The organism is Streptomyces umbrinus (assembly GCF_030817415.1).
Classification (GTDB): Bacteria; Actinomycetota; Actinomycetes; order Streptomycetales; family Streptomycetaceae; genus Streptomyces; species Streptomyces umbrinus_A.
Genome location: NZ_JAUSZI010000002.1, coordinates 11933976 through 11950896, shown reverse-complemented (window position 1 = coordinate 11950896; position 16921 = coordinate 11933976). Strand labels below are relative to the sequence as shown.

The following is a 16921-nucleotide window of genomic DNA, read 5'->3' as shown; positions in this document are numbered from 1 at the left end:
GTAATACCGTGGGGCGCCGACCGCATTTGGGGTGGCTCCCATCCGTTGCCGACAGGACGTCCCGGCTTTATGGCCCCCGCGGTGAAGCCGGAGCGAGCTTGGAGGGAAGGAATAACGATGGCGCGGATCCTCGTCAAGGGCGACGACCTCGTCGTACGTCTGTCGTGGTGGGAGAAGGCGGCCGCAGGCCGAGGCAATGTGCGCGTGCTACTGGTGGCGGTGTGCCGGGTGACGGTGGAACCCGACTGGTGGCGCGCCCTGCGCGGAGTCGCTCAGCGCGGTGTCTGGATTCCGGGTGCGATGTGCATCGGCACGCGGGGCCACCACGGTGGAAAGGATTTCGTGGCGGTGCGGCCCGGCAGGCCCGTGGTGTGCATCGAGCTGTGGCCCAGGGCTCCTTTCAGCCTGCTCGCGGTCTCCGTACGGGACGACGCCGAGGCCACGGCACGATGGCTCTGCCGTCTGGCACCGAAGATCGACTCGTCCACCGGTTGGCGGCAGGCTATTCCCGTCCCTGAGGAGACAGACGATTCCTGAAGAGATCCGTCGTGGATAATTGGCCGCTGAGTGGGCGGCGCGGAGGAGCGGTCATCAGGGTCGTGACTCCTTCGCCCCCGGAGGCTGCTCATCCGCCTCGGGAGGCCGGTCAGTTTTCCATCACAGCATCGCAGTCGGGGCAGACCGCGGATGCGTGCTCCTTGGGATACCACGGCGTCTCAGGGTGCTCGGGGGGCTTCCAGCCGGTCGTCTCCATGGCGACGGTGTCTTTGCCACAGAGGGTTCGCGGTCCAGTCGCGGCGGGCGTCCCCGGGGCAGCGGGCGCCGCGTGCACACGGCGGACGGGCCGGTCCTCACCACGCGGTACGCGCGTGGCCACCGTCTTGTCGAGCTCGTATACGACGACGATCTCGCCCATGACTCCACGATAGGCGGCCGTACGCCCGTTCCGACCGCGGCAGCCGGCCGGGCGGCTACCCGGGCCCGTCTGCCGGTTCGAGCCGGGCCACCTCGAATTCCATTCGGACCTCGTCGGCCAGCCGCAGCGCCCCCAAGAACGCGGCGTACGGCTTGATTCCCCAGGTGGACTGTGTGACGGTCGCCCAGCCGCGCAACAGCCCGTCCCCGCTCCCCTTCCCATGCACCGTCACCGGGTGGCTCCGGCCCTTGATGGTGAGGTCCCCGGTGATCTCGAAGGACTGCGGCGTTCCCGCGACGCGCGTGGAACGGAAGGTGATCGTGGGGTGTTCCGCGGTGTACAGCAGAGCCCTCTTCGCCAGCGTCCGTTCGATCTCGGCCCGGTCGGCATCGGTGAGCGCCTTCAGCCCACCCGTTCCCTCGCGGACCTTCAACGAGCCCGTCTCGACCGTCACACTCACCGACGAGCTGTCCGGGTCGCCGATGACCAACACCGCCTCCCCGGACCATCGGACGGCCTCGATCGTGAGGTCGTGCCCCGCTCTGCGCCCCAGCCCGGCACGGCCTGTCCTGATCAGGAGGCGGGCGGTCGAGGGCCCGAGCCGGTACGTTCCGTCTGTCAGTGCCACGGTGCCGAGGGTAGGGGACGAGTGCAGTCTGGCTGTCGAAGCAGCCTGGTCGGCGTGTCCCTATTCCCGCGCCACCTTGTCCCGTGCCATACCGATCACGCGGGCTGATGGCACCGGGGGCCCATGGGGCAGCCGGTGCCACGAGGTCGGCCGTGGGTGGCTACGGCTGGACGATAGTGAGTTCGCGGCCGCGGTAGAAGCCTTCCCGCTCCTCGACGACAAACGAGGCCATGTGCGCACGCCGCTGCGCCTCCGGCTCGGAGGCCCGCCAGGAGTCGCACGCTTCCTTGGAGTCCAGGCCAGTGGACCGGTCGGCGTCAGCACGGACGGCGTTCGCGGTCGCCGTCAGCGGGCCGCTCGCCAGCCCGCTGCTCGGCGGTCTCGGGCTGGGCGCGGCGGCTGGGGTGGGGGCAACGTTGGGCTGGCGGGTTCCGGTTGCCGTGCTGGGCTGGCTCGGACGCCCCCGGGTCGGGCGTATCGCCTGGCTGGCGGACCCGGGCCAGGCGCTGTTCGCCGTACTCAACCCAGACCCGAGCCAGGGCTGACGGCCCTCTGACACGCCGGCGAGGGCGGTCGGCGGCCGATGGGGCGCCGACTGGCCCCGGTCCGGTGTGTGCGCCATTGGTGAGTAAGTCGTGACGGCGGCGAGCACGCGTGTCCATGAGTGTGCTGGTCCCGCGACCATCCCGGTCCGCCCGGGGACACTCCCGCCGGGCGGCGCGCTGATGGAAGTGACTCCAGGCGGGGTCATGGCGCCCATCCTCCGACGGAAGGTATGCAGGCGCCGACGTGCGCCCTCGAACCGCGGTCCAGGAAGCTCTCGCGGTAGCCGCGCTGCACCAGCAGGCGCATGCGCCGCTCGCGCACCACGTAGATCGCCACGCGGTCACCGCCGAAGGCGGGCAGCAACTGGTCGGCGCCCACATCGCACACTTCACGTGTCAACGGTCATTGAGATGCCCAGGTAGGTGGCCGTTGGAGGCCCAGGCTGGTGGCCATCAGAAACCCAGGCGTGTGGCCGGTGGTGTTCCCGGGGTGGGGGTCAGTTCAAGGGGACCACTCCCTTCCCGGCGAGGGCCTCGGCGAGGCGATGCGAGTCACCGGTGGTGGTCACGAGGTGAGCGTGATGCATGAGGCGATCGGTGCTCGCGCCTGCGAGGGTCTTCGGCATGATCGTGTCGAAGCCCGAGGGGTGGATGTTGCTGGTGACCGCGATGGACCGGCGCTCGTAGGCGGCATCGATGATCCGGTAGAACGCCTCGGCGGCGTCCTCGCCGACGGGCAGCAGGCCGATGTCGTCGATGACGATGAGGTCCGCGCGGCAGATCCGGGCGACGGTCCGTGCGGTGGACCCGTCGACCTTCGACTTGCCGATCGCGGCGCTCAGCGTCTCCAGGGTGAACCAGGACACCCGCATGTCCTTCTCGATCGCGGCCTGGGCGAGTCCCTCGGTGAAATGACTTTTCCCTGTGCCGCTCGGGCCGGCGATCACCAGGTTCTCGGCGCGGCCGATCCATTCCAGGGTGGTCAGGGAGTTCTGGGTGGGCTCGGGGATGGTGGAGTCCTCGGCCCGCCAGGAGCCCAGAGTCTTGCCGGTGGGGAAGTTCGCCGAGTGGCGCCGCAGACGCCGGGTGGCCGCATCGCGGCCGGTGACCTCCTCGGCTATCAGCAGCCGCAGAACCTCGGCGGGGTCCCATCGCTGGGCTCGGGCGGTGGCCAGAACGTCGGGAGCCGCCTTGCGCATATAGGGCAGGCGCATGCGGCGCATGAGCTTGTCGAGTTCCTCGGGGATCGCGGGCGGGTTGGGGAAACTCATGGAGGTGCCGTTCTCTTTGGTGACGTTCAGTCAGGATCGTGTGGTGGGCGGCGTGTTGGGTCAGCGGCCCAGGGCTTGCCAGCCACTGGTTCCGTTCTGGACGGAGTGGGATTCGTCCGCGCGGACGACCTCGCCGGCGGGCTTGCTGTCGGCGATGTGTCCCAGGATCGAGAGCAGGTCGCCGTCGGCGAAGCGCCCGGCCGTGGCCGCAAGTCCGAGGGCCTGGTCGACCCGGTCGTTGCCCAGGACGGTGGCCAGCTCGACCGCGCGGGCCATCTTGGCGCGGATGCGGGTGGCGCCGGCGGGTCCGGCCTCCTTGAGCCAGCGCCCGGCTCCGGGGCCGATGCCCACGAACGCGATCTCCGCTTCCGAGCGGGGCCGCAGCCTCGGCTGGTGGATGCTGCGGCCGTCCGGGTGGTCGGGGTAGTGCTCGTCGATGATCTGCGGAACACCCGGGGTGGACAGCTCGTGGCGCCAAATCTCCGACAGATCACCGGAGTTGGTGCGGGCGGTGATGGACAGTTCCTCGCCGACCACCCGGCACCACACCCTCGAGCCGGTATAGCCCGGCGGGGTCGAGTAGCGCACCGCGTTGAAGCTGATCGTGCGGTCCGAGCCGACCAGCCTCTCCTCGCCCAGCGCGAGCGCGAGCGGCTCGATGGGCAGGACATGCAGGGTGGTGCGTTCGATGTCCAGACGGTCCGCGGGTATCTGCCCGGTCGCCCGGTGACGGCGCGAGTTCACCGCATCGCACCAGGTCAGGCAGGCATCGGCGAGCTCGGCGAAGGTGTCGTAGGCGGCCAGCAGGTTCGCATCTGTGGGCACCAGGTCGGCCTTCGCGATACGGACCGTGGCCTCCGCACCGCCCTTCGATTCGGGGTCGTAGGGCACGCAACTGACCACCTGGCAGCCGTAATGCCGGCCCGCGGCGACCATCTGCGGATGCCGCACCGGGATCCCGGCGGAGGAGCGACAGCCGGGCCGCCCGCATGCGCGGAGGGCTCACGCGGCGGACGACCGGTCGGCCGGGAGGGCGCAGCCGCGGGTTGCACGAGCGCCCGTCCCGGGCGACCGGGACGGGCGCGGGCGCCGAGAGAGCCTTTCCTGAGAAGGCGCTCCCCTCGCTGTCAGCCGACGGTCACGACGAGCTTCCCCCGGGCGTGCCCGCTGTCACTGTCCCGCTGAGCCTGGGGTGCCGAGGCCAACGGGTACACCCGGCCGACGGTGGTCGTGAGAGTGCCCTCGGCGGCGTGCCTGGCTGCTTCGGCCAGTCGCTCGGCAGAGCGTTCCTCCGGCGGGGCGGCGAACACCACGCCGAACTGCTGCGCGCGGAAGTCAGCGGTGGTGACGATGCGGTCGGCACTCCCGCGCAGTTCGACGGAATCGGGGAGAGCGCCTTGGCCAGCGAGGTCGAGGACCGCGTCGACGCCGTCCGGGGCTAGAGCGCGCACCCGGTCCACAAGGCCCTCGCCGTAGACCGTCGGGGTCGCCCCCAGCGAAGTCAGGTATGCCTGGTTGTCCGCACCAGCGGTGCCGATGACGCGGGCTCCGCGGCTGACAGTGAACTGGACGGCGATGGTGCCCACTGCGCCGGCCGCGCCGTGGACCAGAAGGGTCTCGTCCTTCTTCACGTCGAGCAGACGCAGGACGCGCTCCGCGGCCTCGACGGCGACGGGAAGCGCGGCCGCCTGTTCGAAGGACAGACCTGAAGGCTTGACCGCAAACTGGCTGGAGAGGGCGAATTCGGCGTAAGAGCCGGTGTCGGCCCAGCCGAGCACCTCGTCCCCCACGGCGACAGTGGTGACACCCTCTCCCAACGCGTCGACGGTACCGGACAGTTCGCGGCCGGGCACGGCGGGAAGCGCGGTGGGGAACACCTGCTCCAGCACGCCGGAACGGATCTTGCCGTCGAGCGCGTTCACACCCGCTGCCGCGACACGGACGCGTACCTGGCCGGGCCCGGGGACGGGGAGGTCGACCGAAGTCTCGTGAAGGACTTCCGGGCCGCCGAACTGATTGAAGACAATGGCACGCATGATGCGTATTCCTCTCGGATGGAGACAGGGCCGGGCACCGCCTGAGGCTGCCGGCGTTCTTTCGGGTGTTTCGCACAGGTGAGGACGGTGATCGTCCCAGTCGCCTCTCTGCGGCTGCTGCTTGTCCGGGTGTCTGAGGTGGGGTCCTCATGCCGACCGAAGCTGCCCGCGGGGGCGTTTCCGAGGCCATCGCTCGACACGTGTGCCCTACCGGGCTCCGCGCATCCTGTCGGACGGTGGTTTCCCCGGTCATCCGTACCGGCGGCCGCGGCCAGTGACGGCCCGCTCGATAGCCAAGGCCGTGGAGGTGAAGGACGTGACCGCGTCCTCGTCCAGCTCACGGACGGACAGCTGTTCCAGGTGGGCCCACATGGCCTGCAGAGGCCGTCTCAGAGCACGTCCGTCGGCAGTGAGACGGACCTTCTGCACCCGTCTGTCATGAGCGGCCTGCGCCCGGACTAGCAGACCCGCCGCCTGCATCCGGCGCAGGGACCTGGAGACGGTGGAGTGGTCCAGGCCCACGGCCTCCTGGAGTTCGGACTGACTCTGGTCGTCGCGGTCGAGGAGCCGCATGATCAGCAGCTCCTGCCCGGGGCGCAGACCGAGGTCTCGCAGCATGCCTGCCGCGACGGTCCGGTGCGCACGGGCCAGGAGGAAGACAGCGTGGCTCAGACGGCCCGTGTACGCGGCGGACGGAGGGTGTACGGAGGGGGCTCTGCCGTTCTCAGGCGCCCGTGAGCGTCGGGTAGTCGGTGTATCCACGCTCGTCGCCTCCGTAAAAGGTGGCGGGGTCGGGCTCGTTGAGGGCGGCGCCGGTGCGCAGGCGCTGGACGAGGTCAGGGTTGGCGAGCACCATCGAACCGACGGTGATGACATCGGCAATGCCGTCCTCGATGTCCTTGATGCGTGCTTCGATGTCGGCGCCGGCACGGTTGACGATCAGGCTGGTGGGCCACTGGCCTCCGATGGTGCGCAGCAGTGCCTCGTCGCCGATGTGCGTGACGTGCAGATACGCCAGGTTCAGCGGGGCCAGGGCTGCGACGAGCGCTCCGTACAGGCCGGGGGTGTCCTCCTCCACGATGTCGTTGAAGGGGTTGGCGGGGGAGATGCGGAAGCCGGTGCGGTCCGAGCCGATCTCGTCCGCGACGGCGGCGGCCACCTCGACCGCGAAGCGGATGCGGTTGTCGATGCTCCCGCCGTAGGAGTCGGTGCGCTGGTTGGCGTTGCTGGAGAGGAACTGGTGAACCAGGTAGCCGTTGGCACCGTGGATCTCGACCCCGTCGGCGCCGGCGGCGACGGCCGCGGCCGCTGCCTGACGGAATTCCTGCACCACGCCCTCGACCTCTTCGGTCGACAGGGCCCGGGGGGCGGGCATTTCCTGGGGGCCGGTCATGGTGAACATGACTCCGGCCGGCTGGACCGCGGAGGGGGCCACGGGCTGGCGTCCGTGGGGGGTGTTGGAGGGGTGCGAGATGCGTCCGACGTGCATGAGCTGGATGACGACGCGTCCGCCCGCGCCGTGCACGGCGTCGGTCACCTTGCGCCAGCCGGCCACGTGCTCGTCGGTGTGGATGCCGGGGGTGAGTATGTAGCCCTGTCCGTCGGCCGAGGGCTGGGTGCCCTCGGTGATGACGAAGGCAGTGGACGCGCGCTGGGCGTAGTACTCGGCGTTCAGCTCCGTCGGCACGCCCTCGGGGGTGGAGCGGTCCCGAGTCATGGGGGCCATGGCGAGGCGGTGGGGGAGGTCGAGGGCGCCGACGGTGGTCGGAGTCCACAGCGGGTTGGTCATGGCAGGTCTCCAAGCATTTATGTGGCTAGCCACGTTTGCGGCGTGTCTCGATTATGTGGTCAGCCACCTACATTGTCAAATGCCTCCCCCGAGTCGCCCGAACGGGGCGCGGGAGCGGGCGGGAGCGGACACTCTCACCCTGGGGACCGTCCGGAAAACCTCAACCCGGTGCGCAGCACCCGCGGGAGGGGGGTGGTTGCGGAATCCGGCCTCGGCAGCGGCACCTGTGACGATCGACGGGGCAACGCGACCACCACGACCGCTGCCGCGCTCAGGTCGCCAGCAGGCCGCCGTCCATGTACAGGTCGTGGGCATTGATGCCGGTGTTGGGGAGCAGGAAGTCGGTGGCGTCGGCGATCTCCGCCATCGTGACCAGTCGACCGATCGGCGTCTGGGCCGAGTGCGGCGGGTTAGGAACGTCCCGCCCCACACTCGGTTTCGAGAAGCCCTCTGAGCCCAGCACGGACCGGGGCCGCCTGCTTGACAGACATCCTCGTCGGCCTCCACGTGCCCGGGTATCCGGGCCACCCACGGGCCAATCACCCCACCGGCGGAGAGATCGCGGAGGCGATCCAGGACCTGCCGGCCCGCTGAGCCTCCTGTTCCCGGCTCGCCGACTGGGCCACGGTCGGCCGGCGAGCCCTGGGCGTGGTCGGCACCGTCGCCGTACGCCGCGGCTCCGCCGGCCTGCGCAGCGTCGGCGCGTGCGTGCTCATCCCGTGCGGCCCCGGCGGAATCTCGAATCCGCCGGGGCGTCCACCACCGGGGAGATCAGCGCCTGCTCACCGGGCAGCGCGGAGGATGAGGTCGGTTACCGCCGCCGGGTGCGAGACCGTGACTGCGTGCGAGGCGCTGTCGATGGTGACGGTGTGGGCGTGGGCTCGCTCGGCCATCCACTGCTCGGCCTTGGGCGGGATGTTGTAGTCCTCGCCGGCGATCAGGGCGTAGGAGGGGATGTCCTGCCAAGCCGCCTCTGAGGCCTTCTCCTCCAGGGCGAGAGTGGAGACAGGCCGCTGGGTGGCCGCCATGATCGCGGCGGTGGTGACGGGTACGTCGGCGGCGAACTGCTGGTGGAACCTGTCCTGACGGATGGTCAGCTCGGTGCCGGTGCCGCCGCCGGGAAGCGGGTAGGAGGCAGCGTTGACGGCCTCGCCCAGGGTGCTGCCGGGGAACTTGGTGGCCAGCTCGCCGGCGCTTTCGCCGACGTTCGGGATGAATGCGGCGATGTAGACCAGTGCCTTGACGTCAGGGTCCCCGGCGGCGGCCTCGGTGATCACCGAGCCGCCGTAGGAGTGGCCGACCAGGACCACCGGCCCCTCCACGGTGTCCAGGACACTGCGCAGGTAGGCGGCGTCGCTGCTCAGACCACGCAGCGGGTTGGCCGTGGCGACGACCGGGTAACTGTCGCGCTGCAGGCGCTGGATGACGCCGGACCAACTGGAGGCGTCGGCAAAAGCGCCATGGACGAGCACGATGGTCGGCTTGGCCTTGCCCGCCCCGGCCTTGTGTGAGGCGGCGCTGCTGCTCACTGTGCCGGCGGCAAGAAGGGAGCCGGTCACCATAGAAGCGATGGTCACGGTGGCGACGTTGTGGACGGTTGAGCGGATGCGAGAGAAACGGAACATGACGTCCTCCTAGGAGGTGGTTGCAGCGAAACGGGTCTTGCGGGAAGGTCGCGCGGCGTGGAGAGTCGGCCAGCCGCGGATTTCGACGCTTTCAGGAAGCGGCAGCGGCCCTCTTCCGCGTCTGCGGAGCGGCCGTTCTTGGCATCGGTGGTCCTGATGCGCTCAGACGCGGACGAGGGGTGTGTCGACCAGGAGTTCGGCAAGGAACCAGGCCTGCAACTCACCGGTGCGGATCACTTGCGAGACCAGAACGTCATTGGTGCCGTCATCGCCCAGCTCGGCCCTGCGGGCGGCCACGTCATGGGCCTTGACCAGGATCGTCTCATGCGCCTCCAGCAACCGCGCGAGCATCCCCGGGACTTCCTCCACCCCATCAGGCGGACGTGGAATCGACGTGATCTCGGCGACGTGCCGGGGATCCCCCACCGCGACGCCGCCCAGGGTCTGAACCCGCTCGGCGATCGTGTCGACGAGTTCCAGTTGCTCTCCCGCATGCTTGTCCAGCAGCACGTGCAACTGGTAAAAGGTCGCGCCCCGCATGTTCCAATGGTGCTTCTTGTAGAGGCTGTAGAGGATCTGCGTGTCCGCCAGGACCTTGTTCAGGCGTCGGCAGGAGTACATGCGTGTGTCGTAGGACAAGCCGAGAGGCAACTGCTTGACCGTCGCGAACTCCTGGATCACCTTGCCCTTTTGATGCAGCCACGGCTGGCTGCTCACGGGGTTGGGGCTGGTGGTCATGAAGCGCCTCCTGGGTGCCGTGCTTGCGATACGTGAGGGACGCTAGGCGCTGACATCGGCAACGCGTTGACGAAGAGCGCATGCGATGATGCCAATGAGCGCACCGCCGCGTGCGGCGCCGGCGCCAGGCACCCCTTGCCGGCGGACGACCGTGCACTCAGCAGGACGGGTCCGACACCTTCGACGCCGGGTCGTGAACCCGCCCACCGGGATACGGCTCGGGTGCGCCATCGCCGGGCGAACGCCATGACAACATCACGCATTCAAGATCATCAATCAGGTTTCCGGCTCCCCGACCGCAATCCAGAATTTACCGTCACGGAGCGACTGCGGCAGTACGCTTTCCGTTGAAACCGTGTCGGAGATGGTCGAAGCGGGAGACAGTGGTCAATGACGACGGGCGCAGGAGATACCACTCGTAGACCCCGAATATCCCCTGTGCGGCGCGGGGACCCCACAATGTCGTTGGGCCTCCCGACTCGTCTTGTCGGACGCGAGGCCGAGCTGGCGGTGCTGCAGGACGCCATCGCACAGTTGCGAACGGGTACCGGCGGCGTGGTCCTGATCGAGGGCGAGCCCGGTATCGGCAAGTCGACACTGGCCGCCGCAGCGGGCGCGGCCGGCCAGGAGTCCGGCTGCACGGTGCTGCGCGGCACCGCGGAGCAGGCCGCGCACCCGTTGCCGCTGCGATTGCTGGGCGACTGCCTGGAGGTCACGCAGCGTGCGACCGATGCTCGCCGCGCCGAGATCCTGCGGTTCGTGTGCGCTGAGCGGCCCGACCTCCTGCTGAGCAACACCGTGCACACCGCGGTGATCGAGATGCTCCTCACCCTGATCGAGGAGGACTGCGCGACCGCGCCGACCGTGATGGTGCTCGACGACTTGCAGTGGGCCGACGACGCGTCGCTGGACGTGTGCCGGCACCTGGCATCGATCGCCGCGCACCTGCCGTTGTTGTTGGTCCTGTCCTTCCGGCCGGTGCCCCGCGGATCCGGGATGCGGCAGCTTCGCGCCGCGCTGCGCGGCTACGCCACGACAACGATCTCGTTGGGGCCCCTCGGCCCGGACGCGATCCATGATCTGCTGTCCGATGTCGCCGGTGCGCCGCCGGGGCCCGCGCTGGTCGAGCTTGCCGCCCAGGCCAGCGGCAATCCCCTGTACGTGCGGGAGCTGGTCGAGTCCCTGGTGCGTGAAGGCGGTGTAACGGTCGGCGAGCACGCCGACCTGCGGGACACCTCGCTGAGCACCTTCCGGAGGTCGTTGGCTGCGGCGCTGGACAGCCGGCTGAGCTTCGTGCGGGCCGACGCGCTCGACATGCTGCGGGTTGCCTCGCTGCTCGGCCGGGAGTTCGCGGTCGGGGAAGTTGCAGCGCTCCTGGGCCGGTCCACCATCGACCTCTCCGCTGATCTCCAGGAGGCGGTCGCAGCCGGGATCCTCGTTGATGCCGGTCAGCGGATGACGTTCCGGCATCCGCTGATCCGCCAGGCGCTGTACGACGGCATGCCGACGGCGCTGCGCGTTGCGCTGCACCAGGACGCGGCCCGGGCGCTGGACGGTATCGGCGGTGTCGAGCCCCAACGGGTGGCGCTGCAACTGCTGGAGTCGGGCCGCGTCGGCGACCGCTGGACCCGGCGCTGGCTCGCCGACACCGCGTCGGCGCTGGCGGTCAGGGCCCCGCGTATCGCGGCCGAGTTGCTGGACCGGGAACTGGAGCACGGGGTCGCGGACGAGCGTGACCGTGCCGCGTTGAGCGCGGCTCTTGCCCAGATCTTGGTCGGCGCGGGCGAGCACGAGAAGGCCGCGGTCCGCGCCCGGCAGGCCCTGACCGTGTCGAGAGAGCCGGCCGACCGGGGGCGGATGTACTGGGTCCTGGCCCGCGCGCTGTTCAGCAGCGGTGACAACGACGCGGCGGTCGCAGCGCTGGATCAGGCATTGGAGCAAGACCTGCCCGACGCCTGGCGCGCCCGGTTGCTCGCCTCGTTGGCGATGTTCCAGCGGGCGGGATCGGGTGCGCTGGAAGCCGCGGACGCCACCGCGCGCCGCGCATTGGAGATCGGCGAGACGACCGGAGACACGTTCGCCATCGCTTATGCGCTCACCGATCTGTGGCTCAACCACTCCGTACAGCGGCGCTACCTGTCCGCGCTGGACTGCGTGGATCGCGCGCTGGAGACGCTGAACGCCACCGACGACCACGCGGACCTGCGGTCCTATGCACTGCATGCCCGGATCTTCACCCTGCAGAACCTGAGCCGGTGGTCGGACGCCGAGGCGGCCCTGCGGGAGTCGCGGCAGTTCCTGCTCGCCGCCGACCGGACCGATGACGCCAGGTTCAGCGTCACCGCCGCAGTCCTCACTTACTGGCTGGGCCGGTGGGACGACACACTGGCGGAGCTCAACTCGGTCGACCAGAGCGCCTCCGCGATGACCTACCGGGGACTGCGCGAGCGCGGCCCCATGTGGCTGTGCCACGGCGTGGCCGCCCTCATCGCCGTCCGCCGGGACGATCGCGCCACGGCCGACGCGCACCTGCGGGCCGGACTGCGTCAGCCACCGGTCACGATCGCCGATCGCGAGAACACCGACTTCCTGCTGTTCGCGCAAGCGCTCGCCGCCGAGCAGAACGGGGACGAGCACCTGGCCCTCTCACACCTCGGCGTTTTCCTCACCCGGGAGCCAGGCGAGATGACGCTGACCCACCAGTGGCTGCCGACGGTTCTCCGCCTGGCACTCGCCGTGGACGACGACTCCGCCGCCGCGGCCGCGCTGGAAGCCTGCCGTGCCGAGGCGGCCGCCGAGCAGGTCCCGGCCCGCGCCATGGCCGCCGCCGACTGGTGCACAGGACTCCACGAGCGTGATCCGGCACCGTTGCGGTCGGCGGTGGACCACTACCGGGCCGTCGGCGTGCCGGTGGAGCTGGCGGGAGCGCTGGAGGACCTGGCCGTCGTCCTTGCCGCACACGGGGACACGACCGAGTCCAAGCACCTGATCGGCGAAGCACTCGACCTCTACGGCGGATTCGGCGCGGTCTGGGACATCCGCCGTGCCGAGGGGCGGCTGCGCCGGTACGGGATCCGCCGCGGCGTGCGCGGCGCCCGGATCAAGCGGCCCGCGCACGGCTGGGACGCCCTGACCCCGACCGAACACAAGATCGCCCTTCTCGTCGCGGCCGGCTGCTCCACACCCGACATCGCACAGAGCATGTTCCTCACCCGGCGCACTACACAGACGCACATCTCCCACATACTCGCCAAGCTCGGGATGCGCAGCCGCGTAGAGATCGCCCGGGAGGCCTTCAACCGCAACCCCGCAGCCATTCCCACCGATCTCTGATGCCGACCGCTGTCAGGACGTAGCGACCAGGCGTCGGCGCCGGTGAGCACCTTACGTTTGTGGTGGTCCGGGCGGCGTGGGGTGAACCGTGGACGCGGATCAGCTCACCTTCCTGATGGGGATGACGGCCAGGGCGCCGACGGCACAGACCGCGGCGGCGACGCCGAGCAGCAGGTGGTATTCGTGGCCGCCCGCGGTGTTGACCAGCAGTGCGCCGACGGCGGGGGCGATGGACTGCGGTGCGGCATTGGCGATGTTGAACATGCCCAGATCCTTGGCTGAGTCCTCCGGATCGGGCAGGACGTCGAGGACGAGGGCGAGGTCCACGCCCGCGTAGACGCCGAAGCCGAGGCCGAGGACTGCTTCTGCGGCGTAGAAGTCGGCGACGGAGTGAGTCGTGATCAACATGGCGGTGCCGATGCCGAAGACGAGCGCCGAGAACCCGACGAAGACCTTGCGGCGCCGCAAGCGGTCGGACAGCCATCCGGCCAGCTGGCCCGCAGCCATCAGAACCACGGTGTAGACCAGCACGCCGGTGGCCATGACGGACACCGCCCGGTCGTCCGACAGGCCCAACTGGTCCTGAAGGAACAGCAGTCGGAAGGTGGTGAACATGAACATCGCCAGGATCACCATGAAGCGGGAGACGAAGGCCCAAGCGAAGTCCGGGTGCCTGCGAGGGTTCACCCAGAACGTCCTGAGCAGCGTACGAAGGCCGCCGTCGGACGGCGGACGCTGCGGCAGCGGCTTGTCGGGCAGGGCGATCACGTACAGCACGACCAGGGCGAGCCCGACCGCTGCCGGAACCATGAACAGCAGGAGCACGTCCGTGCCGAGGACCCTCGCCGCATAGGCGGCGCCGAGGATGGCCAGGTTCTGCATGACGCCGATCAGTCCGGCGACCTTGCCCCGCTGGAAGACCGGTACCTGGTCGGCAACCGACGCGGTGAACGCGGCCAGGGCGGCGTTGGCGAACATCTGGCTCAGGAACCAGGCGACGGCGACGACCGCCAGACTCTGCGCTGTTGCGATGACGGCGAGGCCGACGGTCAGTCCCAGGGCGCCGATCACCAGCCATGGCCGTCGCCGGCCGAACCGGCCTGTCGTCCGGTCACTGATCCGGCCGAAGACCGGGTTGGCGAGGAGTGCGGCCAGTGCGCCGAGGCTGCTGACCATGCCGAGCGCGGAGACCTCGTCGTCGCTGGGGACGAGGTCCTGCACCTTGATGGCCAGGCTGGAGAAGACCGGGGTGAGCAAGGCCAGGAAGAGTCCCAGCTGCGCCAGGGCCATCGTGGTGACGACCCAGGAGCGGGCACTGCGCTCGGGCGAGGGGCGTTGCTCTATGTACGGGAGAGCGGGATCGGGGCGGGGAGGGGTGGTGGTCATGCGACCGCCTTCGTCCTGGGAGACGCGAACCGGGATGCGGCGAGAGACGTCTCAAAAAGTCGCTGACCTAGCTACTCACACGTGGTAACGACACGTGTGAGTAGCGGCCAAGGTAAGCGCGGGCCGGTGCGTAGGCAAGGGACGGACGGGGCTTCTTGATGAGGAGCGGCACACGCGGCGGAGGGTGACGAGCACCAAAAACGCCCGTGCGGCCGGAGTCTCCCGCACCACCACTGAGCAGCCATTCGCGCCCACCTGTGACGCGGACCGCTGTCATTTGACAGATGTCTGGCGGCCTGGGGCACCGGAATACTCAGGGCGCCGACCACCCGATGTGCGGGCGCCGGTCGGTCGCACCGAGGTAACCGGAGCAAGCCATGCCCTACATCCGGACCAGCACGAACAACCGTGCCGATATCGCCTCATACGCCCACGGTCAAGGCCAGGGCCAACCGTGTCCTGCCCCTCCACGCGACCGTGTACGGGCTGCCCGTGCTGATCAAGGAAGCCCGCCTGATCAGGCTTTAGGCAGGCCACACAGCATCACCAGAAACACACCGAAGAGGTCAACGAGACGCTGCTCGCCCGCACCGGCACAGGTGGCAGCGACCGCAGACACCACAGCGTCCTGCGAGCTGGGCTTGCGCACACTGACAGAAAGACGGAGTCACCATGACCGTCATCGTTTCCACGGAACAGGTACCGTCACGCGACCGGCCCGCCTTCTTCGCCGACGCCGTGATGCAGACCCACTTCCGCCACAACATGAACTTTCTGGAAGGGCCGAGACCGTTTTCGGCGTCCATCACCACCGACCAGCTCGGTCCTCTGCGTATAAACAGGGTGCTGTCCGGTCCGGCTCATGTCAGCCGCACCCCCCGCCTGCTCTCGCATGATCCCGAAGCATACGTGACCGTCAGCCTGCAGCGCCGCGGAACACCGAAGATGTTGGCACAGGGCGGCAGGGAGACCAGCGTGGTGCGACCGGGCGACATCATCATGCTGACCTCGTACGGCCCCTATGCATCGATGTACACGGAGCCGGTCGAGATCGTATCGCTCGTTCTGCCGAGGCCCGCTCTGCTCGTGCCGGATTCCGATCTGCACGGCCTCACCGGAAGGGTCATCCGCGGTGACGAAGGACTAGCACGGCTCCTGTCTCCGTTCCTGTCACGCCTCGCCGACACCGCCGCATCGCACACCCAAGAGGTCGGCGAACAACTCGCGCGCAACGTGACAGACCTGCTCGCCACGCTGTGTGCGGAACAACTCGGTCACGACAGGCTCGACGCCGAGACGGCACAGCGCACCCTGCTTTTGCGGATCCGGTTCTTCATCAACCGCAACCTGGCCCACCCCGGCCTGTCGCCCGAGTCGATTGCCCGGGCGCACGGCATCTCCACGCGCTATCTGCACAAGCTCTTCGAAGACGAAGGCATGACCGTGAGCCGGTGGATCCTGCGGCGCAGGCTCGAGGAGTGCCGCCGCGAGCTGGACCGCCGCGGCCCCCGCACCCCCACGGTGAGCTCGGTCGCACGGGGCTGGGGCTTCACCCGCCTGCCCCACTTCAGCCGGGTGTTCCGCGCGGCCTACGGGATGTCGCCGCGCGAGTGGCAGGCACGCAGCGGTCTTCCTGTCCCGGGACGGCCGCTACCTGACATGCCGGAGCGAGGCACCGCGACGTAGAGGGCGGCACACGTGCCGTCGGTGATCCAGCACAGGAACGAACTATGGATGTCTTGACCAGTGTCCCCGGCAGCGGCGCGACCACCGGCCACCTCGCTTATGTGGAAGTCTTCACGGTGGACAACGCGGCGGATCAGGCGGTCGGAGGGCCGAGATCGACGGCGGGTGGCGCGGAGGAACGCCTGGCCATCGCCCTTCAGTGCGGCGGGCAGGGAACGCTCACCCAGGACCGAAGGGAAGCGGTCCTCCAGGCGGGAGACTTCACGATCTTCGAGGCCGCCCGTCCGTACGAGCTGCGGTCCGAAGGACGAACCATGTGCTTTGTCGTCCCGCGCCATGCCGTGGGGCTGAGCAGCGCCGAACTGAGACGGATCACCTCTAGGACCGTCCGCGGAGATCAGGGGCTGGGCGCACTGGTCTCCTGCTTCCTTTCCGGGCTCGCCACTCAAGCGGCGGACTGCGGACCCGAGGTGGGCGAGCGGCTCGCGGGCCACGCCATGAACCTCCTCGCGAGTCTGTTCGCCGAGCAACTCGGCCATGACGGGGACGGGAGTGCCGAACCCGATGCTTCCCATGCGCTGCTCCTGCGGATCAAAACGTTCATCGACGAGCACCTCGCCGACCCCGACCTGACACCGGGGGCGATCGCGAGCGCCCACCACGTCTCCGTGCGCTACCTGCACAAACTGTTCCAAGGCGAAGCCACGACCGTGAGCCGCTGGATCAAGCAGTGTCGCCTGGAGAAATGCTGCGAGGAACTCCATCGCGGCGGGCGATCCGCTCCCAGTGTGTCGGCGATCGCACAGCGTTGGGGATTCCCCCATCCCGCCCATTTCACCCGGGCGTTCCGGGCCGCCTACGGCATGTCCCCGAGCCAGTGGCAGGCGGCGCACACCACCGCCCCTGCTCGCTGATCAGCGACACGTGCCATTCGCTGAAAAACAAGCAGCGGTGCGCTCGCCGTCAAT

The 16921-nt window shown here is 69.2% G+C and carries 17 protein-coding genes; 5 read left to right on the top strand and 12 right to left on the bottom strand.

Going from position 1 to position 16921, the window contains the following annotated elements:
* The first annotated feature begins 117 nt into the window (after positions 1-117).
* Positions 118-537, top strand: coding sequence for a hypothetical protein (locus QF035_RS53355; protein ID WP_307530290.1), 420 nt, complete (start codon positions 118-120; stop codon positions 535-537).
* Between the two features lie 109 nt (positions 538-646).
* On the opposite strand, the gene QF035_RS53350 is transcribed toward QF035_RS53355, so the two are convergent.
* Entirely contained in the window at positions 647-916 is a 270-nt protein-coding gene (locus QF035_RS53350) for a hypothetical protein (RefSeq protein ID WP_307530288.1), read from the bottom strand.
* Between the two features lie 55 nt (positions 917-971).
* Complete coding sequence (locus QF035_RS53345) at positions 972-1544, bottom strand: YceI family protein (RefSeq protein ID WP_307530287.1); 573 nt, start codon at positions 1542-1544, stop codon at positions 972-974.
* A 287-nt stretch (positions 1545-1831) separates the two neighbouring features.
* On the opposite strand from QF035_RS53345, the gene QF035_RS53340 reads away from it, so the two are divergent.
* Positions 1832-2089 (top strand): hypothetical protein, encoded by a 258-nt coding sequence (locus QF035_RS53340; RefSeq protein WP_307530285.1) that lies wholly within the window; start codon positions 1832-1834, stop codon positions 2087-2089.
* Between the two features lie 202 nt (positions 2090-2291).
* On the opposite strand, the gene QF035_RS53335 is transcribed toward QF035_RS53340, so the two are convergent.
* The 9 genes from QF035_RS53335 to QF035_RS53295 all read right to left on the bottom strand — a co-directional run bounded on the left by QF035_RS53335 (position 2292) and on the right by QF035_RS53295 (position 9548).
* Positions 2292-2489 (bottom strand): hypothetical protein, encoded by a 198-nt coding sequence (locus QF035_RS53335; RefSeq protein ID WP_307530283.1) that lies wholly within the window; start codon positions 2487-2489, stop codon positions 2292-2294.
* Between the two features lie 97 nt (positions 2490-2586).
* Positions 2587-3360 (bottom strand): IS21-like element helper ATPase IstB, encoded by a 774-nt coding sequence (gene istB / locus QF035_RS53330; RefSeq protein ID WP_093774766.1) that lies wholly within the window; start codon positions 3358-3360, stop codon positions 2587-2589.
* Positions 3361-3420: 60 nt separating this feature from the next.
* A complete protein-coding gene (locus QF035_RS53325; RefSeq protein WP_307530281.1) occupies positions 3421-4311 on the bottom strand; it encodes a Mu transposase domain-containing protein in 891 nt (296 codons plus the stop codon).
* A gap of 176 nt (positions 4312-4487) precedes the next feature.
* Positions 4488-5396 (bottom strand): NADP-dependent oxidoreductase, encoded by a 909-nt coding sequence (locus tag QF035_RS53320; RefSeq protein WP_307530280.1) that lies wholly within the window; start codon positions 5394-5396, stop codon positions 4488-4490.
* A gap of 249 nt (positions 5397-5645) precedes the next feature.
* Positions 5646-6014 carry a MarR family winged helix-turn-helix transcriptional regulator gene (locus QF035_RS53315; RefSeq protein WP_307530278.1) on the bottom strand — a complete coding sequence of 123 codons (369 nt, stop codon included), beginning with the start codon at positions 6012-6014 and terminating at the stop codon, positions 5646-5648.
* Between the two features lie 106 nt (positions 6015-6120).
* A complete protein-coding gene (locus QF035_RS53310; RefSeq protein ID WP_307530276.1) occupies positions 6121-7185 on the bottom strand; it encodes an alkene reductase in 1065 nt (354 codons plus the stop codon).
* A gap of 539 nt (positions 7186-7724) precedes the next feature.
* Complete coding sequence (locus QF035_RS53305; protein ID WP_307530274.1) at positions 7725-7901, bottom strand: hypothetical protein; 177 nt, start codon at positions 7899-7901, stop codon at positions 7725-7727.
* Positions 7902-7967: 66 nt separating this feature from the next.
* Positions 7968-8810, bottom strand: coding sequence for an alpha/beta fold hydrolase (locus tag QF035_RS53300; RefSeq protein WP_307530272.1), 843 nt, complete (start codon positions 8808-8810; stop codon positions 7968-7970).
* 162 nt (positions 8811-8972) lie between these two features.
* A complete protein-coding gene (locus tag QF035_RS53295; RefSeq protein WP_307530270.1) occupies positions 8973-9548 on the bottom strand; it encodes a Dps family protein in 576 nt (191 codons plus the stop codon).
* 459 nt (positions 9549-10007) lie between these two features.
* Between QF035_RS53295 and QF035_RS53290 the strand changes: the two genes are divergently transcribed.
* Positions 10008-12881 (top strand): helix-turn-helix transcriptional regulator, encoded by a 2874-nt coding sequence (locus QF035_RS53290; protein WP_307530268.1) that lies wholly within the window; start codon positions 10008-10010, stop codon positions 12879-12881.
* A gap of 99 nt (positions 12882-12980) precedes the next feature.
* Here QF035_RS53290 and QF035_RS53285 read toward each other — a convergent pair whose 3' ends face one another.
* Complete coding sequence (locus QF035_RS53285; protein ID WP_307530266.1) at positions 12981-14267, bottom strand: MFS transporter; 1287 nt, start codon at positions 14265-14267, stop codon at positions 12981-12983.
* A gap of 672 nt (positions 14268-14939) precedes the next feature.
* Between QF035_RS53285 and QF035_RS53280 the strand changes: the two genes are divergently transcribed.
* The gene (locus tag QF035_RS53280; RefSeq protein WP_307530264.1) at positions 14940-15953 is read left to right on the top strand and encodes a helix-turn-helix domain-containing protein; all 1014 of its coding nucleotides are present in this window, start codon (positions 14940-14942) and stop codon (positions 15951-15953) included.
* A gap of 44 nt (positions 15954-15997) precedes the next feature.
* A complete protein-coding gene (locus QF035_RS53275) occupies positions 15998-16867 on the top strand; it encodes a helix-turn-helix domain-containing protein (protein ID WP_373466899.1) in 870 nt (289 codons plus the stop codon).
* Positions 16868-16921 lie beyond the last annotated feature (54 nt).